The sequence below is a fragment of the Pantoea sp. Tr-811 genome, from assembly GCF_011752535.1.
Classification (GTDB): Bacteria; Pseudomonadota; Gammaproteobacteria; order Pseudomonadales; family Pseudomonadaceae; genus Aquipseudomonas.
The window spans coordinates 45,735-72,417 of record NZ_VWXJ01000025.1 but is presented as its reverse complement, the minus strand read 5'-3'; the positions used below and the strand labels follow the sequence as shown (position 1 = coordinate 72,417).

Below are 26,683 nucleotides of genomic sequence, written 5' to 3'. Positions count from 1 at the left end.
ATGCCGGGCGCACGCGGGCGCCCGGCCCCTTTCACTTTAGTGGTGAACCAGCATGCCGGTCAGCCAGTAGGCTTGGATCAAGGTAATCAGGCCGACGATGGTGGCGAAGAACAGGCTGTGCTTGACGGTGAAGCGGAACAGGTCGGACTCCTTGCCGACCAGGCCGGTGGCGGCGCAGGCCACGGCGATCGACTGCGGCGAAATCATCTTGCCGGTTACGCCGCCGCTGGTATTGGCCGCCACCAGCAGGGTGTCGTTGACGCCAATCTGGTGCGCGGTGGTGGCCTGCAGCGAGCTGAACAGGGCGTTGGACGAGGTGTCCGAGCCGGTCAGGAACACGCCCAGCCAGCCGAGGAACGGCGAGAAGAACGGGAACGCAGCGCCGGTGCCGGCCAGTACCAAGGCCATGGTCGACGACATGCCCGAGTAGTTGGTGACGAAGGCGAAGGCCAGCACCATGCCGATCGACAGAATCGGCCAACGCAGCTCCCAGAGGGTTTCCTTGAAAGTGGTCAGACCAGTTTTGAAGTTGATCTTCAGCACTGCCATGGAGACCAGCGCCGAGAGGAAAATCGCGGTGCCGGTGGCGGAGATCGGGTCGAGCTTGAACACCGCGGGCATGGCGGTGGGCGCGGTAACGATCGGTGCGGTCTTGATCACCAGCTGGTCGAGGTGCGGGATGGCGAAGTTGAACACGAAGTTGTACATCGCGCCGCCTGGGGCGAAGGCGGCCTTGAACGGCTTCAGGGTCCAGATCGTTACCAGCACGGTGAGGATCAGGAACGGCGACCAGGCCTTGAAGATTTCACCGAAGCTGTAAGGCGTGGGCTGGCTGCCGCTCGGCTGCACCACGGCGGCGCCGACGCTGCCCTTGGCCTGGCCGAACGAACGCTTGGGCTGCCATACCTTGAGGAACAGGGTGAGGCAGATCAGGCTGACCAGGGCCGAGGTAATGTCGGGCAGCTCTGGGCCGATGAAGTTCGAGGTGAAGTACTGGGTGACGGCGAAGCTCAGGCCGGCCACCAGGGCGGCGGGCCAGGTTTCCTTGACGCCGCGCAGGCCGTCCATCATGAACACCAGCCAGAACGGCACGAACAGCGACAGCAGCGGCAGCTGGCGGCCGGTCATGGCGCCGATGTGGAAGGCGTCGATGCCGGTTACCTGCCCGGCGACGATGATCGGGATGCCCAGGGCGCCGAAGGCCACCGGTGCGGTGTTGGCGATCAGGCACAGGCCGGCGGCGTACAGCGGGTTGAAGCCCAGGCCCACCAGCAGTGCGGCGGTGATGGCCACCGGGGCGCCGAAGCCGGCCGCGCCTTCGAGGAAGGCACCGAAGCAGAAGCCGATCAGCAGTACCTGCAGGCGTTGGTCGTCGGTAATCGACAGCACCGAGCTGCGGATCACTTCGAACTGGCCGCTCTTGACCGTGAGTTTGTACAGGAACACTGCGGCAACGATGATCCAGGCAATCGGCCACAGGCCGTAAAGGAAGCCATAACCTGCAGCGGCCAGGGCCATGTCGACAGGCATCTGGAAGGCGAAGATCGCCACCAGCACCGACAGGGCCAGGGTAATGCTGCCGGCGACGTGGCCTTTGAGGCGGAACACGGCCAGGGCCAGGAAGAAGAACACGATGGGAATGACCGCCGCCAGTGCGGACAGGCCGAGGCTGCCAAGCGGGGTATAGAGTTGTTGCCAGGTTTGCATATGGGGTGGCCCCTAATTGTTGTTGGTCAGGCACTGGTACTGGATAATTGGTAATACCAATTTACAATGGCTGGTCGCTAGGTTAAAAGCGCTGTTGTGGGTGTGTCAATTTGTCCTGTGCAAAACTTTGGTCGTGTGGCGATGAACGGGCGGCTGCAGCGCTGGGAAAATCGTCGGCTGATGCGTGCTGGCGCGGCGCAGATGGGCGAGAATAGGCGCCCCCTGAATTTGCCCGGGGGTTTGTGGAGAGCATGTGATGGTTTTTGATCAGGTCCGCCAGCGGCGCCTGTCCGACGACATTGTCGATCGGTTGGAAGGGATGATTCTCGAAGGCACCCTGACCTCTGGGCAGCGCTTGCCGGCCGAGCGTGCCCTGGCGGAGCAGTTCGGTGTGTCGCGCCCGTCACTGCGCGAGGCGATCCAGAAGCTGGTGGCCAAGGGCTTGCTGGTAAGCCGCCAGGGCGGCGGCAACTATGTGGCCGAGGCGCTGGGCTCGACCTTCAGCGACCCGTTGCTGCAGTTGCTGGAACACAGCACCGAGGCGCAGCGCGACTTGCTGGAGTTCCGTCACACGCTGGAGGCGTCATGCGCCTACTATGCGGCCCAGCGCGCCACCGAGCCTGACCGGGCGCGGTTGAAGGCGGCGTTCGACACCTTGCAGGACTGCTATGCCCGGGTTGATGAAGTCACCCGGGCCGAGGAGGGCGCAGCCGATGCGCGCTTCCACCTGGCGATTGCCGAGGCCAGCCACAATGCGGTGCTGCTGCATACCATTCGGGGCTTGTTCGACCTGCTCAAGCGCAACGTGGTGACCAACATTGGTGGCATGTACCAGCAGCGCAGCGAAACCCGGGACATGCTGATTGCGCAGCATCGCGAGTTGTACCAGGCGATTGTCGAGGGCAGGGCGGAGGATGCGCGGGAGGTGTCCAGCCGGCACATTCTGTATGTGCAGGAAGTGCTGGAAGAGGCGCAGAGCGAGGCCCAGCGGGTTGCGCGGGCAGAGCGGCGCAGCGGGCGCTGATGTCGGCGTTGGCTTCTTCGCGGGGCAAGCCCGCTCCTACAGGTTTGGCGCACATCTCAGGATTTGTGCGGTCCCTGTAGGAGCGGGCTTGCCCCGCGAAGAGGCCAGAGCAGGCTAAAGAAGTATTATTCTTCCTTGCCCTTGTTCCGCACCGCACGCTGCAGCTCGCGGTTGGAGTCACGTTCGCGCATGGTGTCGCGCTTGTCGAACTCCTTCTTGCCCTTGCCCAGTGCAATCTCGCACTTGATCAGGTGCTTGCTCCAGTACAGCGCCAGGGCCACGCAGGTGTAGCCCTTCTGCGCCACGGCGGCTTCCACGCGCTCTAGCTCGCGCTTGTTCAGCAGCAGCTTGCGGGTGCGTGTAGGGTCGGCGATGACGTGGGTGCTGGCGGTGGTCAGCGGGGTGATGTGGCTGCCGAACAGCCAGGCTTCGCCATCCTTGAGCAGCACGTAGCTGTCGGTCAGGTGCGCCTTGCCGGCCCGCAGGCTTTTTACTTCCCAACCGGACAGGACCAGCCCGGCCTCGAACTTGTGCTCGATGAAGTAATCGTGTCGCGCCTTTTTGTTTTGCGCGATGGTCCCGGTCGGATGTTTCTTTTGTTTAGCCATAGGGGCGGCATTATAGGCAAGTCATTGCGCGGTCGGCTATGGGATTTCGGTGTGCTTGAGCCACTGCAATGAATACCGGACAATACAAGGCCTGTCATACGCACAGAACCTGTTTTCGGCGCGCTGCGAAGCGCCGCCACCCAGCCTTGGAAGTGACGCCTGGATGACTACCCATATTCAACGCTCCGCCCTGCTGCCGTACCCTGCCCAGGCGCTTTACGATCTGGTCAACGATGTGGCCAGCTACCCTGAATTCCTGCCGTGGTGTTCGGCCTCGACCGTGATCGAGAGCACTGACACCCACATGCGCGCCAAGCTGGAAGTGGCCAAGGGCGGCATGAGCCAGCAGTTCGTCACGCGCAATGTGCTGGTGCCGGGGCAGTCGATCGAGATGAACCTGGAGGAGGGGCCGTTCACCCAGCTGCATGGCGTTTGGGTGTTCAAGCCGTTGGGTGAGAAAGCCTGCAAGATCAGCCTGGACCTAACCTTCGACTACGCAGGGGCCATCGTGCGCGCAACCCTGGGGCCACTGTTCAACCAGGCGGCCAATACCCTGGTGGATGCGTTCTGCCAGCGTGCCAAGCAGCTCAATGGCTAAGCCCAGGCGCTGAATGGCCCTGACATGAAAAAGCCCGGACCATGGTCCGGGCTTTTCTTTATGCCTGCCGTTACTGCGGCGAGGTTTCCAGCGGTGCCGGGGTAGGCACTGGCGTGGTTTCGATGGTATCGATCTCGCGCTGGATGGACTCTTCCACCGAGCCTGGCTTGGCGGGTTTTTCCACTTGTTGCGGCTTGGCCTGCTCTGGTTGGGCCGTCGGGCTGACCGTGGTGTCGCTGCTGCCACCGAGGATTTCCTGGTCGCGGCTGACGCCCGGCATGAAGTCGCCAGACAGGCTGACCAGCTGGTCGTTCTCGTTGAAGAAGATGCTCATGCGTTCCTGCTGGCGCTTGCCGCCACCAGGTTGCAGGCTGTACAGGTAATCCCACCGGTTGGTGTTGAAGGTGTCCTGAATCAGCGGGTTACCCATGATAAACCTTACTTGCCGTCGGGTCATTCCCGGCCGCAATTGGTCTATCATGTCTTGCGTGACGACATTGCCCTGCTGGATGTCGATTTTGTAAACCCCGGGAAACGAGCAACCGGCGAGTGCGAGCAGTCCCGCGAGGGCGAGGCTGTTTAGCAAGAGCTTGGTGTTTTGCATCGGTGGGCGACTTCCACTATCTTGGCTGGACAACGTAAACCCCGATCATACCCGTATTAAGAGAAGCTGCGAAGCAGCATCGGCGAGAAAGCTGACCATGGTTGAAAATAGCGAATTGCGCAAAGCCGGTCTCAAGGTAACCCTGCCTCGAGTCAAGATCCTTCAAATGCTCGATTCTACCGAGCAGCGTCACATGAGTGCCGAGGATGTCTACAAGGCGCTGATGGAGGCTGGCGAGGATGTCGGTCTGGCAACCGTCTATCGCGTACTGACCCAGTTCGAAGCGGCGGGTCTGGTGGTGCGCCACAACTTCGACGGCGGCCACGCGGTGTTCGAGCTGGCGGATGGCGGCCACCACGACCATATGGTCAACGTGGAGAATGGCGAAGTCATCGAATTCATGGATGCTGAAATCGAGCGCCGTCAGAAAGAGATCGTGGCCGAGCATGGCTACGAGCTGGTGGACCACAACCTGGTCCTCTATGTGCGTAAGAAAAAGTAACGATTTCGATCGTGTATGAATAGCAAAGGCGACCTTCGGGTCGCCTTTGTGCTTTATGAACCCTGGAATACCTGTAGGAGCGGGCTTGCCCCGCGAACACCGGCAAGGCCGGTGCCATAGAGCGCCGGGGGCTGCTGTGCAGCCCATCGCGAGCTTTGCTCGCTCCTACAGGGGGGCGTGTGCAAGGCAGGGGGCTGTTAAGCCTTGCCGGAAACCACCATCTTGCGCGCATGGGCCAGGGATTCCTTGGTCAGGTCGATGCCGCCCAGCATTCGCGCCACTTCCTCCACCCGCTCGCGTTTGCCCAGGCTGGCCACGGCGGTGTGGGTGGTGTCGCTGTTGCGTACCTTGTGCACGAACAGGTGGTGGTGCCCTTGTGCCGCTACCTGGGGCAAGTGGGTCACGGTCAGTACCTGGCCACGCTCGCCCAGCCGGCGCAGCAGTTGGCCGACGATTTCCGCCGTCGGGCCGCCGATGCCCACGTCGACTTCGTCGAACACCAGGGTGGGAATACGCGAGGTTTGTGCGGTGATCACCTGGATGGCCAGGCTGATTCGCGACAGCTCGCCACCGGACGCCACCTTGGCCAGGCCCTTGAGCGGCTGCCCAGGGTTGGCGCTGACCAGCAGCTCCACCTGTTCCAGCCCGTGCGGCGACAGTTCCGCCCCTTCGTTGGGCGTGAGTTCGATGCAGAAGCGCCCGCCGGGCATGCCCAGGCGCTGGATTTCCAGCTCCACGGCACTGGCCAGTTGCTGTGCGGCCTGCTGGCGCAGGGCGCTGAGTTCAATGGCCTTCTCTTTATAGTGCTGGGCAAATGCCGCCAGCTCCTCGCCCAGGCGCTCGATTGACTCGTCGCTGGCGTTCAGGGTTTCCAGCTCTTCCATTAATTGCTGCTGCAGGTGCGGCAGCTCGGTGGGGTGCACGCGGTGCTTGCGCGCCAAGGTATAGATCGTGTCGAGGCGTTCTTCCAGGGCCTGCAGGCGCATTGGGTCGGCGTCGAAGTTGTCGAGGAAGCGGTTCAGCTCGCCCATGGCTTCTTCCACCTGGATTTGCGCACTGGCAATCAGGTTGGCGGCCTCGCCCAGCGCCTTGGGCGCAGTGGTGGCGGCGCCGAGGCGGTTGAGGCTGGCGGTCAGGGCGCTGAGCACGTTGCCCGAGTCGCTTTCGCTGCACTGGTCGATCACCTGGCGGCAGATGCCGAACAGGGCTTCGGCGCTGGTCAGGTTCTTGTGCTCCTGCTCCAGCTGTTCCAGCTCGTGCTCGCCAAGGCCAAGGTTGTCCAGTTCTTCCAGTTGGTAGCTGAGCAGCTGGTGCCGCGCGCGTTGTTCGTCGCCGGAATTGGCCAGGCGGTCGCGCTCAAGGCGGGTTTGGTGCCAGCGCTTGGCGGCCAGTTGCACCTGGCGGGCCAGGTCGATGGCGCCGGCGTACTCGTCCACCAGGCGGCGGTGGGTGTCGGTTTTCAGCAGCGACTGGTGCTCATGCTGGCTGTGGATGTCGATCAGCAGCTCGCCAAGGGCCTTGAGGTCGCCAAGCGGGCAGGGCGTGCCATTGATGTAGCCGCGGCTGCGGCCCTCGGCGGTAATCACCCGGCGCAGGATGCACAGGCCGTCGTTGTTCAGGTCGCGCTCGGCCAGCCAGGCGTGGGCTTCGGGGATGTCCACCAGGTCGAAGGTGGCGAGGATGTCCGCCTTGTCGGTGCCGGGGCGCACCACGCCGCTGTCGGCGCGGTCGCCCAGGGCCAGGCCCAGGGCGTCGAGCATGATCGATTTGCCGGCGCCGGTCTCGCCGGTGATAACCGACATGCCGCGGGCGATTTCGAGGTCGAGGTGCTCGACGATGGCGTAGTTGTGAATGGACAGGTGCACCAGCATGGGGGCGGCTCCCGAAGTTCAGATCTGGTTATTTATACAGTAGTTTTTTCAGGCCTGCCAATGCCCCCTGGCGGATTTTCTGGTGGCCGGCAAACCCGCTTGCCCCTTGAAGCTGGATTTTCCGGCCCCATATAGCCGGCAGACACGGCGAGCTTTGCTCGTACAACAGACATTGCGCAGGAGAGAACCCATGGCTGACGAACAGCTGAACGAGAAAGACCTTAATGCCGAAGAGGCCGCTGCAGTGGATAACGGCGCCCGCGTTCTGGAGCTCGAAGAACAGCTGGCCGCCGTCAAGGACCAATCCCTGCGCGCCGTCGCCGAGGCGCAGAACGCCAGCCGCCGCGCTGAACAGGAAGTCGAGAAGGCGCGCAAGTTCGCCCTGGAAAAATTCGCGGGCGACCTGCTGCCGGTGATCGACAGCCTGGAAATGGCCCTGGCGCACCTCAACCCTGAGGACGAGCAGGTCAAGAACACCCGTGAAGGCGTCGAGCTGACCCTCAAGATGTTCCAGGACACCCTGAACCGCTACAAGCTCGAAACCATCGACCCGCACGGCCAGCCATTCAACCCTGAGCACCACCAGGCCATGGCCATGCAGGAAAGCGCCGACGTCGAGCCCAACAGCGTGCTCAACGTGTTCCAGAAGGGCTACCTGCTCAACGGCCGCCTGCTGCGCCCCGCCATGGTGGTGGTCAGCAAGGCGCCGGCTGCCCCGCAACCTTCTATCGACGAGAAGGCTTGAAATCCTTCTGGGCAACCCCATCTAGGTGTCAAGCGATCAAGTATTACTGCAGTTGGCCAAAGTAGCCGCTGCCGCCAAATTCAAGTTTCGGGAGAGTTAACATGGGCAAAATCATCGGTATCGACCTGGGGACCACCAACTCGTGCGTCTCCATTCTGGAAAACGGTAGCGTCAAGGTCATCGAAAACGCCGAAGGCGCGCGTACTACCCCTTCGATCGTGGCCTACGCCAACGACGGCGAAATCCTGGTTGGCCAGTCGGCCAAGCGCCAGGCGGTCACCAACCCGCACAACACCCTGTTCGCGGTAAAGCGCCTGATCGGCCGCCGCTTCGAAGAAGAAGTGGTACAGAAAGACATCAAGCTGGTGCCTTACAAAATCGTCAAGGCCGGTAACGGCGACGCTTGGGTACAGGCCAGCGGCAAGGACATGGCGCCACCACAGATCAGCGCCGAAGTTCTGAAAAAAATGAAGAAAACCGCCGAAGACTACCTCGGCGAGCCAGTCACCGAAGCGGTCATCACCGTTCCGGCCTACTTCAACGACAGCCAGCGCCAGGCTACCAAGGATGCCGGTCGCATCGCCGGCCTGGACGTCAAGCGCATCATCAACGAGCCGACTGCCGCTGCACTGGCCTACGGCATGGACAAGGCCAAGGGCGACCACACCGTCATCGTTTATGACCTGGGTGGTGGTACCTTCGACGTTTCGGTCATCGAAATCGCCGAAGTCGACGGTGAGCACCAGTTCGAAGTACTGGCCACCAACGGCGACACCTTCCTGGGTGGCGAAGACTTCGACATGCGCCTGATCGACTACCTCGTCGACGAGTTCAAGAAAGAGTCCGGCATGGACCTGAAGAACGATCCACTGGCCCTGCAGCGCCTGAAAGAAGCCGCTGAAAAGGCCAAGATCGAGCTGTCCTCGGCTCAGTCGACCGACGTCAACCTGCCGTACATCACTGCAGATGCAACCGGTCCGAAGCACCTGAACGTGAAAATCTCCCGCGCCAAGCTGGAGTCGCTGGTCGAAGACCTGGTCAACCGTACCATCGAGCCTTGCCGCATCGCCCTGAAAGATGCCGGCATCGACGCCAGCAAGATCGACGACGTGATCCTGGTCGGCGGCCAGACCCGTATGCCGCTGGTGCAGAAAGCCGTTGCCGACTTCTTCGGCAAGGACGCCCGCAAGGACGTCAACCCGGACGAAGCCGTGGCCATGGGCGCTGCCATCCAGGGTGCGGTACTGGCCGGTGACGTGAAAGACGTGCTGCTGCTGGACGTCAGCCCGCTGACCCTGGGTATCGAAACCATGGGTGGCGTGATGACCGCGCTGATCGAGAAGAACACCACCATCCCGACCAAGAAGTCGCAGGTGTTCTCCACGGCCGACGACAACCAGGGCGCTGTGACCATTCACGTGCTGCAGGGTGAGCGCAAGCAGGCTTCGCAGAACAAATCGCTGGGCAAGTTCGACCTGTCCGAGATCCCGCCAGCACCACGCGGCGTTCCACAGATCGAAGTGACCTTCGACATCGACGCCAACGGCATCCTGCACGTCGGCGCGAAAGACAAGGCCACCGGCAAGGCACAATCGATCGTGATCAAGGCCAACTCCGGCCTGTCCGACGAAGAAATCGAGAAAATGGTGCGTGACGCCGAGGCCAACGCCGAGGAAGACCGCAAGTTCGAAGAGCTGGCCACTGCCCGTAACCAGGGTGATGCGCTGGTTCACTCGACCCGCAAGATGGTCGCTGACGCCGGTGACAAGGTCACTGCCGAAGAGAAAACCGCCATCGAAGCGGCCGTGGTTGCCCTGGAAGCCGCTGTAAAAGGCGACGACAAGGCTGCCATCGACGCCAAGGTCGAAGAGCTGTCCAAGGTGTCGGCACCGGTTGCCCAGAAGATGTACGCCGAGCAGTCGGCTGAGCAGCCTCAGGGCGGCGCCCAGCAGGCCGAGCCGGAAGCCAAGCACGACGACGTGGTTGACGCCGAGTTCGAAGAAGTGAAAGGCGACGACAAGAAGTAATCGTTGCATGCTGTCGACCCGTTCACCGGCTTAGGCCGGTGAACTGGTAGGATGTCGCCGCGCGGGGGCTTGCTCCCGCGTTGGCGTATCTGGAATTCGAGATTTTTTTACAGCAGTTGCCCGTGCCATTCGTGGCGTGCAGGCAGGTGCTGATGGCGCGGCGCAGATGCCAGACGCCCAACAAGGTGCAAATGACCTATGTCCAAGCGTGATTATTATGAGGTTCTGGGTGTCGAGCGCGGCGCCAGCGAAGCTGACCTCAAGAAGGCTTACCGCCGTCTGGCGATGAAATACCACCCGGACCGCAACCCGGGCGATAAAGAGTCCGAAGACAAGTTCAAGGAGGCCAACGAGGCCTACGAAGTGCTGTCTGACGCAAGCAAGCGCGCGGCGTTCGACCAATACGGCCACGCCGGCGTCGACCCGAGCATGGGTGGCGGTGGTGCAGGCTTCGGCGGCGCCAACTTCTCCGACATCTTCGGCGATGTGTTCAGCGACTTCTTCGGTGGCGGGCGCGGCGGCGGCCGTGGCGGTGCCCAGCGTGGCAGCGACCTGCGCTACACCCTGGAGCTGAACCTGGAAGAAGCGGTGCGCGGCACCACGGTCAGCATTCGTGTGCCGACCCTGGTCAACTGCAAGCCGTGCGACGGCACCGGCGCCAAGAAGGGTTCCACACCTTCGACCTGCCCAACCTGTGGCGGTATCGGCCAGGTGCGCATGCAGCAGGGCTTCTTCTCGGTGCAGCAAACCTGCCCGCGCTGCCATGGCCAGGGCAAGATCATCACCGACCCCTGCACCTCGTGCCATGGCGAAGGCCGTGTCGAGGAATACAAGACCCTGTCGGTCAAGGTGCCAGCGGGCGTCGATACCGGCGACCGCATTCGCCTGTCCGGCGAGGGCGAGGCGGGCACCCACGGTGGCCCGACCGGCGACCTCTATGTGGTGATCAACGTGCGTGAGCACGAGATCTTCCAGCGCGACGGCAAGCACCTGTATTGCGAAGTGCCGATCAGCTACACCGACGCTGCCCTGGGTGGCGAGCTGGAAGTGCCGACCCTCGATGGCCGGGTGAAGCTGAAAATTCCGGAAGGCACCCAGACCGGCAAGCAGTTCCGCTTGCGTGGCAAGGGTGTGGCGCCGGTGCGTGGTGGTGGTGCCGGTGACCTGCTGTGCCGCGTGGCGGTGGAAACCCCGGTCAACCTGAGCCGTCGTCAGCGTGAACTGCTCGAAGAACTGCGCAGCTCGCTGGAAGGCGACAGCTCCCACTCGCCCAAGGCCAGTGGCTGGTTCGACGGCGTGAAGCGCTTCTTCGGCGACCTCTGACAAGGAACAGGCTATGCGACGTATTGCAGTGATGGGCGCCGCCGGGCGCATGGGCAAGGTGCTGATCGAGGCTGTTCAGCAGCAGGCGCCCAAGGCAGGCCTGACCGCGGCGATTCACCGCCCGGACAGCACCCTGGTTGGCGCCGATGCCGGTGAGCTGGCGGGCCTGGGCCGAATTGGCGTAACCATTTCCGACGACCTGCCCAAGGTTGCCGACGAATTCGACGTGTTGATCGACTTCACCCACCCGTCGGTGACGCTGAAGAACCTGGCGTTCTGCCGCAAGGCGGGCAAGGCCATGGTCATCGGTACCACCGGGTTCTCCGCGCAGGAGAAACAACTGCTGGTGGAGGTGGGCAAGGAAATCCCGATCGTCTTCGCCGCCAACTTCAGCGTGGGTGTGAACCTGTGCCTGAAGCTGCTGGATACCGCTGCGCGGGTGCTGGGTGATGACGTGGACATCGAAATTCTCGAAGCCCACCACCGCCACAAGGTCGATGCGCCGTCGGGTACCGCGCTGCGCATGGGCGAAGTGGTTGCCCAGGCCTTGGGCCGTGACCTGCAGGAAGTGGCCGTGTATGGCCGTGAGGGGCAGACCGGTGCGCGTGAGCGCCAGACCATCGGCTTTGCCACCGTGCGTGCCGGTGACGTGGTGGGCGACCACACCGTGCTGTTCGCCGCCGAAGGCGAGCGCGTGGAGATCACCCACAAGGCCTCCAGCCGCATGACCTTTGCCAAGGGCGCGGTGCGTGCGGCGCTGTGGCTCGATGGGCGTGAGCCTGGGCTGTATGACATGCAGGATGTGCTGGAGCTGCGTTGAGCCGTTCCAGCGGTGTGGGCTTCTTCGCGGGGCAAGCCCGCTCCTACACACCCTGTAGGAGCGGGCTTGCCCCGCGAAGCAGGCGCCGCCGATCTCAGTCTGTCGCAATCATGTGTTTAAGAGACACATATTCGGTAGACCCAAAACGCACTTTTCTGTAAGCTACAGCTTTAGTGTGTCCACTAAAAGCGCGCAGCGAATTGAATTCAGCACATAAAAGCGGGGTGACGTGTCCATACGTCACTCCGCTTTTTTGCAACCTGCGATCGCCCTTTCATGCTTGATTAACGGGAGGTCTTCTTGACAAAGCCAGCCATACTCGCCCTTGCCGACGGCAGTATTTTCCGCGGTGAAGCCATCGGTGCCGACGGTCAAACCGTCGGTGAGGTGGTATTCAACACCGCTATGACCGGCTACCAGGAAATCCTTACAGACCCTTCCTACGCGCAGCAAATCGTCACCCTGACCTACCCGCACATTGGCAACACCGGCACCACCCCGGAAGACGCCGAGTCGAACCGTGTCTGGTCCGCTGGCCTGGTCATTCGCGACCTGCCGCTGCTGGCCAGCAACTGGCGCAACACCCAGTCGCTGCCTGAATACCTGAAGGCCAACAACGTCGTCGCCATCGCTGGCATCGACACCCGTCGCCTGACCCGTATCCTGCGTGAAAAGGGCGCCCAGAACGGTTGCATCCTCGCCGGTGACAACATCAGCGAAGAAGCCGCCATCGCCGCCGCCCGCGCCTTCCCAGGCCTCAAGGGCATGGACCTGGCCAAGGTCGTTTCCACCACCGAGCGCTACGAGTGGCGTTCCAGCGTGTGGGAGCTGAAAACCGACAGCCACCCGACCATCGAGGCGGCCGACCTGCCGTACCACGTGGTTGCCTTCGACTTCGGCGTCAAGCTGAACATCTTGCGCATGCTGGTCGCCCGCGGCTGCCGCGTGACCGTGGTGCCTGCGCAAACCCCGGCCAGCGAAGTGCTGGCACTGAATCCGGACGGCGTGTTCCTGTCCAACGGCCCTGGTGACCCGGAGCCATGCGACTACGCCATCCAGGCCATCAAGGAAATCCTTGAAACCGAGATTCCGGTGTTCGGCATCTGCCTCGGCCACCAGCTGCTGGCCCTGGCCTCCGGCGCCAAAACCGTGAAAATGGGCCACGGCCACCACGGTGCCAACCACCCCGTCCAGGACCTGGACACCGGCGTGGTCATGATCACCAGCCAGAACCACGGTTTCGCCGTGGATGAAGCTACCCTGCCGGGCAATGTCCGCGCCATCCACAAGTCGCTGTTCGACGGCACCCTGCAGGGTATCGAACGCACCGACAAGAGCGCGTTCAGCTTCCAGGGCCACCCTGAAGCGAGCCCAGGCCCGACCGATGTCGCGCCACTGTTCGATCGTTTCATCGATGCCATGGCCAAGCGCCGCTGAGCATCCTGCATCAAGGCCCCGGGCCGGCTTGCGCCGCGCCCGGAAGCGCCTGACCCAGATTGTTCAAGACGGCTTGCCGACTGACCCGCGGATTTGAGTGACAACCATGCCAAAACGTACAGACATCAAAAGCATCCTGATTCTCGGCGCTGGCCCGATCGTGATCGGCCAGGCCTGCGAATTCGACTATTCCGGCGCCCAGGCTTGCAAAGCCCTGCGCGAGGAAGGTTTCCGCGTCATCCTGGTGAACTCCAACCCGGCCACCATCATGACCGACCCGGCCATGGCCGACGCCACCTACATCGAGCCGATCAAGTGGCAGTCGGTGGCCAAGATCATCGAAAAAGAGCGCCCAGACGCAGTCCTGCCAACCATGGGCGGGCAAACCGCACTGAACTGCGCCCTGGACCTGGAGCGCCACGGCGTTCTGGAAAAGTTCGGCGTGGAGATGATCGGTGCCAACGCCGACACCATCGACAAGGCCGAAGACCGTTCGCGCTTCGACAAGGCCATGAAGGATATCGGCCTTGAGTGCCCGCGCTCCGGTATCGCCCACAGCATGGAAGAGGCCAACGCGGTGCTTGAGAAGCTTGGCTTCCCATGCATCATCCGTCCGTCGTTCACCATGGGCGGCACCGGCGGCGGTATCGCCTACAACCGTGAAGAATTCGAAGAAATCTGCACCCGTGGCCTGGACCTGTCGCCGACCAAGGAACTGCTGATCGACGAATCGCTGATCGGCTGGAAGGAATACGAGATGGAGGTGGTCCGCGACAAGAAGGACAACTGCATCATCGTCTGCTCCATCGAGAACTTCGACCCGATGGGCGTGCACACCGGCGACTCGATCACCGTTGCCCCAGCGCAAACCCTGACCGACAAGGAATACCAGATCATGCGCAACGCCTCGCTGGCGGTGCTGCGTGAAATCGGTGTTGAAACCGGCGGTTCCAACGTGCAGTTCGGTATCTGCCCGAACACTGGCCGCATGGTCGTGATCGAGATGAACCCGCGCGTTTCCCGTTCGTCCGCCCTGGCGTCCAAGGCCACTGGCTTCCCGATCGCCAAGATCGCCGCCAAGCTTGCCATCGGCTACACCCTCGACGAACTGCAGAACGACATCACCGGCGGCCGCACCCCAGCGTCCTTCGAGCCGTCGATCGACTACGTGGTGACCAAGCTGCCACGCTTCGCCTTCGAGAAATTCCCGAAAGCCGACGCCCGCCTGACCACCCAGATGAAATCCGTGGGTGAAGTCATGGCCATCGGCCGTACCTTCCAGGAATCCCTGCAGAAAGCCCTGCGCGGCCTGGAAGTCGGCGCCTGCGGCCTCGACCCGAAAGTCGACCTGGCAAACCCTGAAGCGGCCAGCATCCTCAAGCGCGAACTGACCGTGCCGGGTGCCGAGCGTATCTGGTACGTCGCCGACGCCATGCGTTCGGGCATGACCTGCCAGCAGATCTTCGACCTCACCGGCATCGACATGTGGTTCCTGGTGCAGATGGAAGACCTGATCAAGGAAGAAGAGAAGGTCAAGACCCTGGCCCTGTCGGCGATCGACAAGGACTACATGCTGCGCCTCAAGCGCAAGGGCTTCTCGGACCAGCGCCTGGCCAAGCTGCTCGGCATCACCGACAAGAACCTGCGCCGTCACCGCCACAAGCTGGAAGTGTTCCCGGTGTACAAGCGCGTCGACACCTGCGCCGCCGAGTTCGCCACCGACACCGCCTACCTGTACTCCACCTATGAGGAAGAGTGCGAGGCCAACCCGTCGACCCGCGACAAGATCATGATCCTGGGTGGCGGCCCGAACCGTATCGGCCAAGGTATCGAGTTCGACTACTGCTGCGTACACGCCGCCCTGGCGCTGCGTGAAGACGGTTACGAGACCATCATGGTCAACTGCAACCCGGAAACCGTTTCCACCGACTACGACACCTCCGACCGCCTGTACTTCGAGCCGCTGACCCTGGAAGACGTGTTGGAAGTCTGCCGCGTCGAGAAGCCTAAAGGCGTGATCGTCCACTACGGCGGCCAAACCCCGCTGAAACTGGCCCGCGCCCTGGAAGAAGCCGGCGTACCGATCATCGGTACCAGCCCGGACGCCATCGACCGCGCCGAAGACCGCGAGCGTTTCCAGCAGATGGTTCAGCGCCTGAACCTGCTGCAGCCGCCAAACGCCACCGTGCGCAGCGAGGAAGAAGCCATCAGCGCCGCTGGCGGCATCGGCTACCCGCTGGTGGTTCGCCCGTCCTACGTACTGGGCGGCCGTGCCATGGAAATCGTCTACGAACTGGACGAACTCAAGCGCTACCTGCGTGAAGCGGTGCAAGTGTCCAACGACAGCCCAGTGCTGCTCGACCACTTCCTCAACTGCGCCATCGAGATGGACGTGGATGCGGTGTGCGACGGCACCGACGTGGTCATCGGCGCGATCATGCAGCACATCGAGCAGGCCGGTGTTCACTCCGGTGACTCGGCGTGCTCGCTGCCACCTTACTCGCTGAGCAAGGAAGTGCAGGACGAAGTCCGCGTACAGGTCAAGAAAATGGCCCTGGAGCTGGGCGTGGTCGGCCTGATGAATGTGCAGCTGGCCCTGCAGGGCGACAAGATCTACGTGATCGAAGTCAACCCGCGTGCCTCGCGTACCGTGCCGTTCGTGTCCAAGTGCATCGGCACCTCCCTGGCCATGATCGCCGCCCGCGTCATGGCTGGCAAAACCCTGAAAGAGCTGGGCTTCACCCAGGAAATCATCCCGAACTTCTACAGCGTCAAGGAAGCCGTCTTCCCGTTCGCCAAGTTCCCAGGGGTTGACCCGATCCTCGGCCCTGAGATGAAATCGACCGGTGAAGTCATGGGTGTCGGTGACAGCTTCGGTGAAGCCTTCGCCAAGGCCCAGATGGGTGCCAGCGAAGTGCTGCCAACCGGCGGCACCGCGTTCATCAGCGTGCGTGACGACGACAAGCCACAAGTGGCTGGCGTTGCCCGCGACCTGATCGCCCTGGGCTTCGAAGTGGTTGCAACTGCAGGTACCGCCAAGGTGATCGAAGCGGCTGGCCTGAAAGTGCGCCGCGTGAACAAGGTGACCGAGGGTCGCCCGCACGTGGTCGACATGATCAAGAACGACGAAGTGTCGCTGATCATCAACACCACCGAAGGCCGCCAGTCGATTGCCGATTCCTACTCGATTCGCCGCAATGCGCTGCAGCACAAGATTTACTGCACCACTACCATCGCGGCGGGTGAAGCCATCTGCGAGGCGCTGAAATTCGGTCCTGAGAAGACCGTTCGTCGCCTTCAGGATCTGCATGCAGGACTCAAAGCATGAGCATGACCAAGTACCCGATGACCGTCCAGGGCGCTCGCGCCCTGGAAGAGGAGCTGACCTTCCTGAGCAAGACCGAGCGCCCGCGCCTGAGCCAAGCCATTGGTGAAGCGCGTGAGCTGGGCGACCTCAAGGAAAACGCCGAATACCATGCTGCCCGTGAAGAGCAGGGCATGGTCGAGGCGCGGATCCGCGATATCGAAGGCCGTCTGCAGAACTCGGTGGTGATCGACGTCACCACCATCGCCCACACTGGCAAGGTGATTTTCGGCACCACCGTGGTGCTGGCCAACACCGAAACCGATGACGAGGTGACCTACCAGATCGTCGGCGAAGATGAAGCTGACGTGAAACAAGGCAAGCTTTCGAGCAGCGCACCTATCGCCCGTGCCATCATTGGCAAGGAAGAAGGTGACACCGTGGTGGTGAAAACGCCGAGCGGTACGGTCGAGTACGAGATTGTCGAAGTCAAACACATCTGATCGGCGCCTGCGGGCGCCATCCCTGGAAGGGATCCTCTGGCAACTGGCTCAGGTTTTCTGGGTCGGTGGCCTGTGGGTGTTCCATGTGGGGCTGGTGCCGGCGCTGAAGGTCAGTGGCCTGGCACCCTTGCTGGTGCAGGACATCGCCGGGCAGATCGACCGTTGGTTGATCGGCGTGGCGCTGCTGGGTTTGTTGACTCAGCTGGCGGTGCTGGCGAGGGTGGACGGCCTGGTGGCCTGGTGGCGGCAGTTTCGCGGCCAGATGCTGTTGTTGGGCCTTGCGGCCTGCGTGGGGTATTACGCCTTGCGCTACGGCATCTCGGTGGGCGAACGCTGGCAGATGTTCTGCTTCCTGGTACTGGGCTTCTCCGGCATCGTGCTGGTGGCCCAGCCAGTGCCAATCAGGGCTCGCCGCTAGCCAGCTGTAAGGCGTGTGCGGTCCCTGTAGGAGCGGCCTTGTGCCGCGATGGGCTGCGAAGCGGCCCCGGCATCTGCTTCGTCACAAGTACTGCAGGGGGCTGCTGCGCAGCCCATCGCGGCACAAGGCCGCTCCTACAGGTGGGGCGCCGGTGGTGGCCCCGCTCCGTTACTTGTAACGGTGGATATTGGACAGCTGCTTGTTCGGCTGTGGGTTCTTGCGATAGATCAGCGCTTTCTTGCCGATGGTCTGCACCAGCTCGGCACGGCCGGCCTTGCACAGCTCGGCAATGGTCGCAGCGCGTTCTTCGCGGTCTTCCGAGCGGATTTCGACCTTGATCAGCTCATGGTCGACCAGTGCTCGCTCCAATTCGGCGATCACGCCTTCGTTCAAACCGTTGCCGGCAACGATCAGGACCGGCTTCAGGTCATGACCAATGGACTTGTATTGCTTCTTCTGCTCGTTATTGAGCGGCATAATCTGACCCTTTCCGTCTGATTCTGTAAAATTGACCGGCATTTTACCCGAGGGCCACCGGCTCCGCCCAGTCAATCACGACGCATATCATCGAGGTGCCCCGTGGTACAACGTTCCAAAAGCAGCGCAAACTGGCTGCGAGAGCATTTCAACGACCCTTTTGTCAAACAAGCACAGAAGGATGGCTACCGCTCGCGTGCGAGCTACAAACTGCTGGAGATCCAGGAAAAGGACCGCCTGATCCGCCCCGGCATGAGCGTGATCGACCTGGGCGCGGCCCCTGGGGGCTGGTCGCAGGTGACCAGTCGTCTGATCGGCGGCCAGGGCCGGCTGATCGCCTCCGACATCCTGGAAATGGACTCGATCCCCGACGTGACCTTCATCCAGGGTGACTTCACCCAGGACGAAGTGCTGCAGCAAATCCTCCAGGCGGTCGGCGATTCGCACGTAGACCTTGTGATTTCCGACATGGCCCCCAATATGAGTGGTACGCCTGCGGTGGACATGCCGCGAGCCATGTTCCTCTGCGAGCTGGCCCTGGATCTGGCGACCCGCGTGCTCAAACCGGGCGGGGACTTCCTGATCAAGATTTTCCAGGGCGAAGGTTTCGACATGTACCTCAAGGACGTGCGCAGCAAGTTCGACAAGGTGCAGATGCGCAAGCCTTCGTCGTCCCGGGACCGTTCCCGTGAACAGTACCTGCTGGGCAAGGGTTTCAAAGGGGTATGAGGCGTAAAACGGGGTGGCCGATAGTTATTTCCAATCGGCCGTCCCGTCTGGATCGTCCGAACTTCGTGTAGTCTAGCTTTCACAAAGGGTTACAGACGGTGCCTGCGGATGCGTAGGTAATGTAGTAAGTTAGGGCGATGAATATCATGCGAGGCACGGCTGCGTCGTGCGCCGGCCTCAGAGGGTAGCGAATTGAACGACATGGCAAAGAATCTGATCCTGTGGTTGATCATCGCAGCCGTCCTGGTGACGGTGATGAACAACTTCTCCAGCCCTAACGAGCCGCAGACCCTCAACTACTCCGACTTCATCCAGCAGGTCAAGGATGGCAAGGTCGAGCGGGTGACCGTCGACGGCTACATCATTACCGGCAAGCGCGCCGACGGCGACAACTTCAAGACCGTGCGCCCGGCCATTACCGACAATGGCCTGATCGGCGACCTGGTCGACAACCACGTGGTGGTCGAAGGCAAGCAGCCCGAGCAGCAGAGCATCTGGACCCAGTTGCTGGTCGCCAGCTTCCCGATCCTGGTGATCATCGCCGTGTTCATGTTCTTCATGCGCCAGATGCAGGGCGGTGCCGGTGGCAAGGGCGGGCCGATGAGCTTCGGCAAGAGCAAGGCGCGCCTGCTTTCCGAAGACCAGGTCAAGACCACCCTGGCCGACGTCGCCGGTTGCGACGAAGCCAAGGAAGAAGTGGGCGAGCTGGTCGAGTTCCTGCGTGACCCGGGCAAGTTCCAGCGCCTGGGGGGCCGCATCCCGCGTGGCGTGCTGATGGTTGGCCCGCCCGGTACCGGTAAAACCCTGCTGGCCAAGGCCATCGCTGGCGAAGCCAAGGTGCCGTTCTTCACCATTTCCGGTTCGGACTTCGTCGAAATGTTCGTCGGTGTCGGTGCCAGCCGTGTTCGCGACATGTTCGAACAGGCCAAGAAGCACGCCCCGTGCATCATCTTCATCGACGAGATCGACGCCGTTGGTCGCCACCGTGGCGCCGGCATGGGCGGCGGTCACGACGAGCGTGAGCAAACCCTCAACCAGTTGCTGGTGGAGATGGACGGCTTCGAAATGAACGATGGCATCATCGTCATTGCCGCCACCAACCGCCCGGACGTGCTCGACCCGGCGCTGCTGCGCCCTGGTCGCTTCGACCGCCAGGTGGTTGTCGGCCTGCCGGACATCCGTGGCCGTGAGCAGATCCTCAAGGTGCACATGCGCAAAGTACCGGTGGGCGACAACGTCAACCCGGCGGTCATTGCCCGTGGTACCCCAGGCTTCTCCGGTGCCGACCTTGCCAACCTGGTCAACGAAGCTTCGTTGTTCGCCGCACGCTCCAACAAGCGCCTGGTCGAGATGAAAGAGTTCGAACTGGCCAAGGACAAGATCATGATGGGCGCCGAGCGCAAGACCATGGTCATGTCCGAGAAAGAAAAGCAGAACACCGCGTACCACGAAGCCGGCCACGCCATCGTTGGCCGCCTGGTGCCCGAGCACGACCCGGTGTACAAGGTGTCGATCATTCCCCGTGGCCGTGCCCTGGGTGTGACCATGTTCCTGCCCGAGGAAGACCGTTACAGCCTGTCCAAGCGCGCGCTGATCAGCCAGATCTGCTCGCTGTACGGCGGCCGTATCGCCGAGGAAATGACCCTGGGCTTCGACGGTGTCACCACCGGTGCCTCCAACGACATCATGCGTGCCAGCCAAATCGCCCGGAACATGGTCACCAAGTGGGGCCTGTCGGAAAAACTCGGCCCGCTGATGTACGCCGAAGAGGAGGGCGAGGTGTTCCTCGGCCGTAGCGCGGCCAGCCAGCACGCCAGCGTGTCCGGCGAAACGGCCAAGCTGATCGACTCGGAAGTGCGCAGTATCATCGACCAGTGCTATGCCACGGCCAAGCAGCTGTTGACCGACAACCGCGACAAGCTCGATGCCATGGCCGAAGCCCTGATGAAGTACGAGACCATCGACGCCGAGCAGATCGACGATATCATGGCCGGCCGTACCCCTCGCGAACCGCGCGACTGGGATGATGATTCGGCATCGGGCAACTCCGCGACCCAGGGCGACCGCCCGGAATCGCCGATTGGCGGCCCGGCTGCACAACACTAAGGGCACGTATGAGCTCACAGCTGTACCCAACCCGGTTGCCTTGCGGCAACCGGGTTCTTGATTTGTCCCGTACCCATGTCATGGGTATTCTCAACATCACCCCCGATTCCTTCTCCGACGGTGGCCGTTTCAGCCAGCGCGACGAGGCGTTGCGCCATGCCGAGGCGATGATCGCCGCGGGCGCCACGCTGATCGATATCGGTGGCGAGTCGACCCGCCCGGGTGCCCGTGCGGTCAGCGTGACCGAGGAGCTGGAGCGGGTGGCGCCGATGGTCGAGGCCATCAACAGCCGTTTCGACGTGGTCATCTCGGTGGATACCTCCACGCCGGCGGTCATTCGCGAGTCGGCCCGCCTTGGCGCGGGTCTGATTAATGATGTTCGCGCGCTGGAGCGCGACGGCGCGCTGGATGCTGCCGCAGACACCGGCTTGCCGGTGTGCCTGATGCACATGCGAGGCGAGCCGGGCAACATGCAGGACGACCCGCATTACGAGGATGTGACGGCCGACGTTACGCGCTATCTTGAGCAGCGGATGGCCGCATGCGCAGCGGCGGGTATTCCGGCCGAGCGCATCGTGCTCGACCCAGGCTTTGGCTTCGCCAAGACACTGGCGCATAACCTGAGCCTGTTCAAACACATGGAAGCGCTCTATCGCCTGGGCCGCCCGCTGCTGGTGGGCGTTTCACGCAAGAGCATGATCGGCCTGACGCTGGAGCGTCCGGTCGGTGAGCGACTGTACGGCAGCCTGGCGCTGGCGGCATTGGCCATGACCAAGGGGGCCAGTATCCTGCGCGTCCATGATGTGGCCGAGACCGTCGATGTGGTGCGCATGATTGCCGCGGTACAGAACGCCGAATAAGCACATTGGAGTCGCTATGAGCAGAAAATACTTTGGCACCGACGGCATCCGTGGCCGCGTCGGAGAATACCCGATTACCCCCGACTTCATGCTCAAGCTGGGCTGGGCGGCGGGCATGGCGTTCCGCAAGCAGGGCAAATGCCAGGTGCTGGTGGGCAAGGACACGCGCATTTCCGGCTACATGTTCGAGTCTGCCCTTGAGGCCGGCCTGTCGGCCGCGGGTGCCGACGTGCTGTTGCTCGGGCCGATGCCGACCCCGGCCATCGCCTACCTGACGCGCACCTTCCATGCCGAAGCGGGCATCGTCATCAGTGCTTCGCACAACCCGCACGACGACAACGGCATCAAGTTCTTCTCGGGGCAGGGCACCAAGCTGCCCGACGAAGTGGAGCTGATGATCGAGGAGCTGCTCGACCAGCCGATGACCGTGGTTGATTCGAGCAAGCTCGGCAAGGTGTCGCGCATCAACGATGCCGCTGGCCGCTACATCGAATTCTGCAAGAGCAGCGTACCGAGCAGCACCAGCTTCGAAGGCCTCAAGCTGGTGATCGACTGCGCCCACGGTGCCACCTACAAGGTTGCGCCCAGTGTGTTCCGCGAGCTGGGCGCCGACGTAACGGTGCTGCACGCCCAGCCCGACGGCCTGAACATCAACGAAAACTGTGGCTCCACCCACATCGAGTCGCTGCAGGCGGCGGTGCTGGTTGGCCACGCCGACCTCGGCATCGCGTTCGACGGTGACGGCGACCGGGTGTTGATGGTCGACCATACCGGGGCGATCGTCGACGGCGACGAACTGCTGTTCATCATTGCCCGTGACCTCAAGGAGCGCGGCAAGCTGCAGGGTGGCGTGGTGGGTACGCTGATGAGCAACCTGGGCCTGGAACTGGCGCTGCAGGACCTGGATATCCCGTTCGTGCGGGCCAAGGTCGGCGACCGCTACGTCATGGCCGAACTGCTTGAGCGTGACTGGCAGGTAGGCGGCGAGAACTCCGGCCACGTGGTGTGCTGCAACCACACCACCACCGGTGATGCGATCATTGCCGCGCTGCAGGTGCTGATGGCGCTCAAGCGCCGCGGCGAAACCCTCGCGCAATCGCGCCAGGCGCTGCGCAAGTGCCCGCAGGTGTTGATCAACGTGCGCTTCGGCGCAAGCAAGGTCGACCCGCTGGAGCACGCCGAAGTGAAGGCGGCCAGCGCCAAGGTGACCGAGGCCATGGCGGGCCGTGGGCGTGTGCTGCTTCGCAAGTCCGGCACCGAGCCCCTGGTGCGGGTGATGGTCGAGGGCGACGACGAAAACCAGGTGCGGACCCACGCCGAAGCCCTGGCCAAGCTGGTCGCGCAAGTTTGTGCCTGAAAGAGGCTTGCCAGCGCAGATCGGGTTGGGTAAGATCTGCGCCCACTTTGACCGACGAGGTAAAGCATGCGTCGCCCCATGGTAGCTGGTAACTGGAAGATGCACGGTACCCGCGCCAGCGTCGCTGAGCTGATCCTGGGCCTGGGCAATATGTCCGTGCCGAGCGGTGTCGAAGTCGCGGTGTTTCCACCGGCCCTGTTCATCAACCAAGTGGTTGATGGGTTGCAAGGCAAGGGGATCACTGTCGGAGCACAGAATTCTGCAGTAAAGCCTGAACAAGGCGCGCTGACCGGTGAAGTTGCACCGAGTCAGTTGGTTGAAGCCGGTTGCAAGTGGGTACTGATCGGTCACTCGGAACGTCGCCAGATCATCGGCGAAAGTGAAGAAGTGCTGAAAGAGAAGTTTGCAGCGGCTCAACTTAGTGGTTTAATGCCGGTGCTCTGCGTAGGGGAAACCCTTGAAGAGCGCGAGGCAGGCAAGACCCTCGAAGTTGTCGGGAGTCAACTAAGCAGTATCATCGACGCGTTCGGTGTTAAGGCTTTTGCCAAGGCTGTAATTGCTTATGAGCCGGTTTGGGCCATTGGCACAGGTTTGACGGCTTCGCCTCAACAAGCTCAGGATGTGCATGCAGCCATCCGCGCACAGTTGGCGGCCGAAGACGCCGAAGTTGCCGCAAGCGTGCAGCTTCTCTACGGCGGCAGCGTGAAGGCGGCCAATGCGGCCGAACTGTTCGGCATGCCGGATATCGATGGGGGGCTCATTGGTGGAGCGTCCCTGAACGCAGACGAATTCGGTGCAATTTGTCGCGCCGCAGGAAACTGAACAAATGCTGGAAACAGTTATCGTTGTTTTTCATCTGTTGGCAGCGCTGTCGCTTGTAGTGCTGGTTCTGCTTCAACAGGGTAAAGGTGCGGAAGCAGGTGCATCTTTCGGCGCAGGTGCTTCAAATACTGTGTTCGGAAGCCAAGGCTCTGCTACCTTCCTGAGTAAATTGACTGCAATACTCGCTGCCACTTTCTTTTTGACAGCACTTGGGTTAGGATACTTCGCGAAGCAACAAGCTCACCAGCTTAGCCAAGCAGGTCTTCCGGATCCAGCAGTGCTAGAAGTGAAAGAGCAGCCAAAGCCGGCAGTTAATGATGATGTACCGGTGCTCCAGGAACAGAAGAGCGACACCACCAGCAAAGGTGATGTACCTCCTCCGGCCGAAGAGCAGAAGTAACGGGTTTCAAGTAGTAGTATTGCCGAGGTGGTGGAATTGGTAGACACGCAACCTTGAGGTGGTTGTGCCCATAGGGTGTAGGGGTTCGAGTCCCCTTCTCGGTACCAATTGAAGCTTGAGAGCCCGCTTTAGCGGGCTTTCTTGCAGGTGAAGGTTTGGGTTTGACCCTCAAGCGGGTTAAGACTTATACTTTCGCCCCAGCTTTGTCGCGGGGTGGAGCAGCTTGGTAGCTCGTCGGGCTCATAACCCGAAGGTCGTTGGTTCAAATCCAGCCCCCGCAACCAGCTCCAGCAGAGCCCCTTTTCAGGGGCTTTTTGCTAGCCGAACAGTTTACGGCGTCGTTGTCCAACGGCGCTTTCAGGGATGGGCGCTTCGCCCATTTTTTATTTGCACAGCATGCACGAGGGGGTTCAGGTGTCGAGCAAGCTAGAACAGTTGCAGGCCTTGTTGGCCCCGGTGGTCGAGGGTCTGGGCTATCAGTGCTGGGGGATCGAGTTCGTATCCCAGGGTAAGCATTCGGTACTGCGCATCTATATCGACAAGGAAGACGGGATCCTGGTGGACGACTGCGAAGCGGTCAGCCGTCAGGCCAGCGCGATCCTCGATGTGGAAGATCCGATCAGCAGCGAATACACCCTTGAGGTCTCCTCTCCAGGCATGGATCGCCCACTGTTCACTCTGGAACAGTTTGCCTCGCATGCCGGCGAACAAGTGAAGATCAAGCTGCGTTCACCCTTCGAGGGTCGTCGTAACTTCCAGGGCCTTCTCCGCGGTGTGGAGGATCAGGACGTGGTGGTCCAGGTGGACAACCAGGAGTTCCTGCTGCCGATCGACTCGATCGACAAGGCCAATATTATTCCCAGTTTTGACTGAGACGTGCCGGGCCCGGCGGACTATCCGGGCCCAATGGCTTGCGCAAGGCGAGGCGTACGATGAGCAAAGAAGTACTGCTGGTTGTTGAATCGGTATCCAACGAAAAAGGTGTACCGCCCGGCGTCATTTTCGAAGCGCTGGAAGTGGCCCTGGCTACTGCAACCAAAAAACGTTTTGAGGACGAAGTCGACCTGCGTGTGGAAATCAACCGCCACACCGGTAGCTATGAAACCTTCCGTCGCTGGACCGTGGTCGACGAAAACGACCTGGACGACCCAGCGATCGAAACCTGGCTGGACAAGATCAAGGACACCCATCCCGAAGCCAAGATCGGCGACGTGATCGAGGAGAAGATCGAGTCCATCGAGTTCGGCCGTATCGCCGCCCAGACCGCCAAGCAGGTCATCGTGCAGAAGGTCCGTGAGGCCGAGCGCGCCCAGGTGGTCGACGCCTACCGCGAGCGGGTCAACGAGATCATCTCCGGCACCGTCAAGAAAGTTACCCGCGACAACGTCATCGTTGACCTGGGCAACAACGCTGAGGCCCTGCTGGCCCGCGAAGACATCATTCCACGTGAGACCTTCCGTGTTGGCGTGCGCCTGCGCGCGCTGCTCAAGGAAATCCGCACCGAGAACCGCGGCCCACAGCTGATCCTGTCGCGCACTGCGCCACAGATGCTGATCGAGCTGTTCCGCATCGAAGTGCCGGAAATCGCCGAAGGCCTCATCGAAGTCATGGCCGCCTCCCGTGATCCGGGTTCGCGTGCCAAGATCGCCGTCCGCTCCAAGGACAAGCGCATCGACCCGCAAGGTGCCTGCATCGGCATGCGCGGTTCGCGTGTCCAAGCCGTATCCGGCGAGCTGGGTGGTGAGCGTGTGGATATCGTCCTGTGGGACGAGAACCCGGCGCAGTTCGTCATCAACGCCATGTCGCCGGCTGAAGTCGCGGCGATCATCGTTGACGAAGATGCCCATGCCATGGACATCGCCGTTGCCGAGGACAACCTGGCCCAGGCCATTGGCCGTGGCGGTCAGAACGTTCGTTTGGCCAGTCAACTGACCGGCTGGACCCTGAACGTGATGACCGAGAAGGACATCCAGGCCAAGCAACAGGCTGAAACCGGCGACATCCTGCGCAACTTCATCGAGGAACTGGAAGTCGACGAGGAGCTGGCCCAAGTGCTGGTCGACGAAGGCTTCACCAGCCTCGAAGAAATTGCCTACGTACCGTTGGAAGAAATGCTCAACATCGATGGCTTTGACGAGGATATCGTCAATGAGCTGCGCGCTCGTGCCAAGGACCGTTTGTTGACCAAGGCCATCGCTACCGAAGAAAAACTGGCAGACGCCCATCCGTCCGACGACCTGCTCTCCCTTGAGGGCATGGACAAGGACCTGGCAGCGGAACTGGCGGTGCGCGGCGTGGTTAACCGCGAAGACCTGGCCGAGCAGTCGATTGACGACCTGCTCGACATCGACGGCATCGACGAAGAGCGTGCCGGCAAGTTGATCATGGCCGCCCGAGCCCACTGGTTCGAGTAATTAGGCGCGGCCTGAGGAGAGAAGTGC

General features: G+C 61.9%; 24 protein-coding genes and 2 tRNA genes. 21 read left to right on the top strand and 5 right to left on the bottom strand.

Annotated features, from left to right (window positions below; translation table 11 throughout):
• Positions 1-36: 36 nt before the first annotated feature.
• A complete protein-coding gene (locus F3J44_RS26830; RefSeq protein WP_167277480.1) occupies positions 37-1,707 on the bottom strand; it encodes a lactate permease LctP family transporter in 1,671 nt (556 codons plus the stop codon).
• Positions 1,708-1,963: 256 nt separating this feature from the next.
• Between F3J44_RS26830 and F3J44_RS26825 the strand changes: the two genes are divergently transcribed.
• Positions 1,964-2,731, top strand: coding sequence for an FCD domain-containing protein (locus F3J44_RS26825; RefSeq protein ID WP_167070799.1), 768 nt, complete (start codon positions 1,964-1,966; stop codon positions 2,729-2,731).
• A gap of 125 nt (positions 2,732-2,856) precedes the next feature.
• On the opposite strand, the gene smpB is transcribed toward F3J44_RS26825, so the two are convergent.
• The gene (gene smpB, locus F3J44_RS26820) at positions 2,857-3,339 is read right to left on the bottom strand and encodes an SsrA-binding protein SmpB (RefSeq protein WP_003249914.1); all 483 of its coding nucleotides are present in this window, start codon (positions 3,337-3,339) and stop codon (positions 2,857-2,859) included.
• Positions 3,340-3,502: 163 nt separating this feature from the next.
• Here smpB and F3J44_RS26815 point away from each other — a divergent pair, with 163 nt between their 5' ends.
• Positions 3,503-3,937 carry a type II toxin-antitoxin system RatA family toxin gene (locus F3J44_RS26815; RefSeq protein ID WP_167070800.1) on the top strand — a complete coding sequence of 145 codons (435 nt, stop codon included), beginning with the start codon at positions 3,503-3,505 and terminating at the stop codon, positions 3,935-3,937.
• Positions 3,938-4,007: 70 nt separating this feature from the next.
• On the opposite strand, the gene F3J44_RS26810 is transcribed toward F3J44_RS26815, so the two are convergent.
• Positions 4,008-4,541, bottom strand: a complete 534-nt coding sequence (locus tag F3J44_RS26810; protein ID WP_167277478.1) for an outer membrane protein assembly factor BamE — start codon at positions 4,539-4,541, stop codon at positions 4,008-4,010.
• Positions 4,542-4,638: 97 nt separating this feature from the next.
• On the opposite strand from F3J44_RS26810, the gene fur reads away from it, so the two are divergent.
• Positions 4,639-5,043: a ferric iron uptake transcriptional regulator gene (fur, locus tag F3J44_RS26805; protein ID WP_167070802.1), complete on the top strand. Its 405-nt coding sequence runs from the start codon at positions 4,639-4,641 to the stop codon at positions 5,041-5,043.
• Positions 5,044-5,240: 197 nt separating this feature from the next.
• On the opposite strand, the gene recN is transcribed toward fur, so the two are convergent.
• A complete protein-coding gene (gene recN, locus F3J44_RS26800) occupies positions 5,241-6,914 on the bottom strand; it encodes a DNA repair protein RecN (RefSeq protein ID WP_167277476.1) in 1,674 nt (557 codons plus the stop codon).
• Positions 6,915-7,104: 190 nt separating this feature from the next.
• Between recN and grpE the strand changes: the two genes are divergently transcribed.
• The 8 genes from grpE (at position 7,105) to F3J44_RS26760 (ending at position 17,491) form a co-directional block, all read left to right on the top strand.
• Complete coding sequence (gene grpE / locus F3J44_RS26795) at positions 7,105-7,659, top strand: nucleotide exchange factor GrpE (RefSeq protein ID WP_167070804.1); 555 nt, start codon at positions 7,105-7,107, stop codon at positions 7,657-7,659.
• A gap of 101 nt (positions 7,660-7,760) precedes the next feature.
• The gene (gene dnaK, locus F3J44_RS26790; RefSeq protein ID WP_167277475.1) at positions 7,761-9,686 is read left to right on the top strand and encodes a molecular chaperone DnaK; all 1,926 of its coding nucleotides are present in this window, start codon (positions 7,761-7,763) and stop codon (positions 9,684-9,686) included.
• A 198-nt stretch (positions 9,687-9,884) separates the two neighbouring features.
• Positions 9,885-11,009: a molecular chaperone DnaJ gene (dnaJ, locus tag F3J44_RS26785; protein ID WP_167070806.1), complete on the top strand. Its 1,125-nt coding sequence runs from the start codon at positions 9,885-9,887 to the stop codon at positions 11,007-11,009.
• A gap of 13 nt (positions 11,010-11,022) precedes the next feature.
• A complete protein-coding gene (gene dapB, locus F3J44_RS26780; RefSeq protein ID WP_167277473.1) occupies positions 11,023-11,829 on the top strand; it encodes a 4-hydroxy-tetrahydrodipicolinate reductase in 807 nt (268 codons plus the stop codon).
• Between the two features lie 300 nt (positions 11,830-12,129).
• Positions 12,130-13,266 (top strand): glutamine-hydrolyzing carbamoyl-phosphate synthase small subunit, encoded by a 1,137-nt coding sequence (carA, locus tag F3J44_RS26775; protein WP_167070808.1) that lies wholly within the window; start codon positions 12,130-12,132, stop codon positions 13,264-13,266.
• Between the two features lie 106 nt (positions 13,267-13,372).
• Positions 13,373-16,594 carry a carbamoyl-phosphate synthase large subunit gene (gene carB, locus F3J44_RS26770; RefSeq protein ID WP_167277471.1) on the top strand — a complete coding sequence of 1,074 codons (3,222 nt, stop codon included), beginning with the start codon at positions 13,373-13,375 and terminating at the stop codon, positions 16,592-16,594.
• A 2-nt stretch (positions 16,595-16,596) separates the two neighbouring features.
• Positions 16,597-17,073: a transcription elongation factor GreA gene (gene greA, locus F3J44_RS26765; protein WP_027917694.1), complete on the top strand. Its 477-nt coding sequence runs from the start codon at positions 16,597-16,599 to the stop codon at positions 17,071-17,073.
• Positions 17,051-17,491: an MFS transporter gene (locus F3J44_RS26760; RefSeq protein WP_167070810.1), complete on the top strand. Its 441-nt coding sequence runs from the start codon at positions 17,051-17,053 to the stop codon at positions 17,489-17,491. The genes greA and F3J44_RS26760 overlap by 23 nt, the downstream gene beginning before the upstream one ends.
• A gap of 168 nt (positions 17,492-17,659) precedes the next feature.
• Here F3J44_RS26760 and yhbY read toward each other — a convergent pair whose 3' ends face one another.
• Entirely contained in the window at positions 17,660-17,968 is a 309-nt protein-coding gene (gene yhbY / locus F3J44_RS26755; protein ID WP_167070162.1) for a ribosome assembly RNA-binding protein YhbY, read from the bottom strand.
• Between the two features lie 102 nt (positions 17,969-18,070).
• Between yhbY and rlmE the strand changes: the two genes are divergently transcribed.
• The 10 genes from rlmE (at position 18,071) to nusA (ending at position 26,656) form a co-directional block, all read left to right on the top strand.
• A complete protein-coding gene (gene rlmE / locus F3J44_RS26750; RefSeq protein ID WP_167070160.1) occupies positions 18,071-18,697 on the top strand; it encodes a 23S rRNA (uridine(2552)-2'-O)-methyltransferase RlmE in 627 nt (208 codons plus the stop codon).
• 192 nt (positions 18,698-18,889) lie between these two features.
• The gene (ftsH, locus tag F3J44_RS26745) at positions 18,890-20,803 is read left to right on the top strand and encodes an ATP-dependent zinc metalloprotease FtsH (RefSeq protein ID WP_240158543.1); all 1,914 of its coding nucleotides are present in this window, start codon (positions 18,890-18,892) and stop codon (positions 20,801-20,803) included.
• A gap of 8 nt (positions 20,804-20,811) precedes the next feature.
• Complete coding sequence (folP, locus tag F3J44_RS26740) at positions 20,812-21,663, top strand: dihydropteroate synthase (RefSeq protein WP_167070156.1); 852 nt, start codon at positions 20,812-20,814, stop codon at positions 21,661-21,663.
• A 16-nt stretch (positions 21,664-21,679) separates the two neighbouring features.
• Positions 21,680-23,020 carry a phosphoglucosamine mutase gene (glmM, locus tag F3J44_RS26735; RefSeq protein ID WP_167070154.1) on the top strand — a complete coding sequence of 447 codons (1,341 nt, stop codon included), beginning with the start codon at positions 21,680-21,682 and terminating at the stop codon, positions 23,018-23,020.
• A 66-nt stretch (positions 23,021-23,086) separates the two neighbouring features.
• A complete protein-coding gene (tpiA, locus tag F3J44_RS26730) occupies positions 23,087-23,842 on the top strand; it encodes a triose-phosphate isomerase (protein ID WP_167070152.1) in 756 nt (251 codons plus the stop codon).
• 4 nt (positions 23,843-23,846) lie between these two features.
• Positions 23,847-24,242, top strand: coding sequence for a preprotein translocase subunit SecG (secG, locus tag F3J44_RS26725; protein ID WP_167070150.1), 396 nt, complete (start codon positions 23,847-23,849; stop codon positions 24,240-24,242).
• 21 nt (positions 24,243-24,263) lie between these two features.
• Positions 24,264-24,349, top strand: a tRNA-Leu gene (locus tag F3J44_RS26720).
• 100 nt (positions 24,350-24,449) lie between these two features.
• Positions 24,450-24,526, top strand: a tRNA-Met gene (locus tag F3J44_RS26715).
• A gap of 130 nt (positions 24,527-24,656) precedes the next feature.
• Entirely contained in the window at positions 24,657-25,115 is a 459-nt protein-coding gene (rimP, locus tag F3J44_RS26710; protein ID WP_054885662.1) for a ribosome maturation factor RimP, read from the top strand.
• 59 nt (positions 25,116-25,174) lie between these two features.
• On the top strand, positions 25,175-26,656 hold the full coding sequence (gene nusA, locus F3J44_RS26705) for a transcription termination factor NusA (RefSeq protein ID WP_167070148.1): 1,482 nt from the start codon (positions 25,175-25,177) through the stop codon (positions 26,654-26,656).
• The last annotated feature ends 27 nt before the right edge of the window (positions 26,657-26,683 follow it).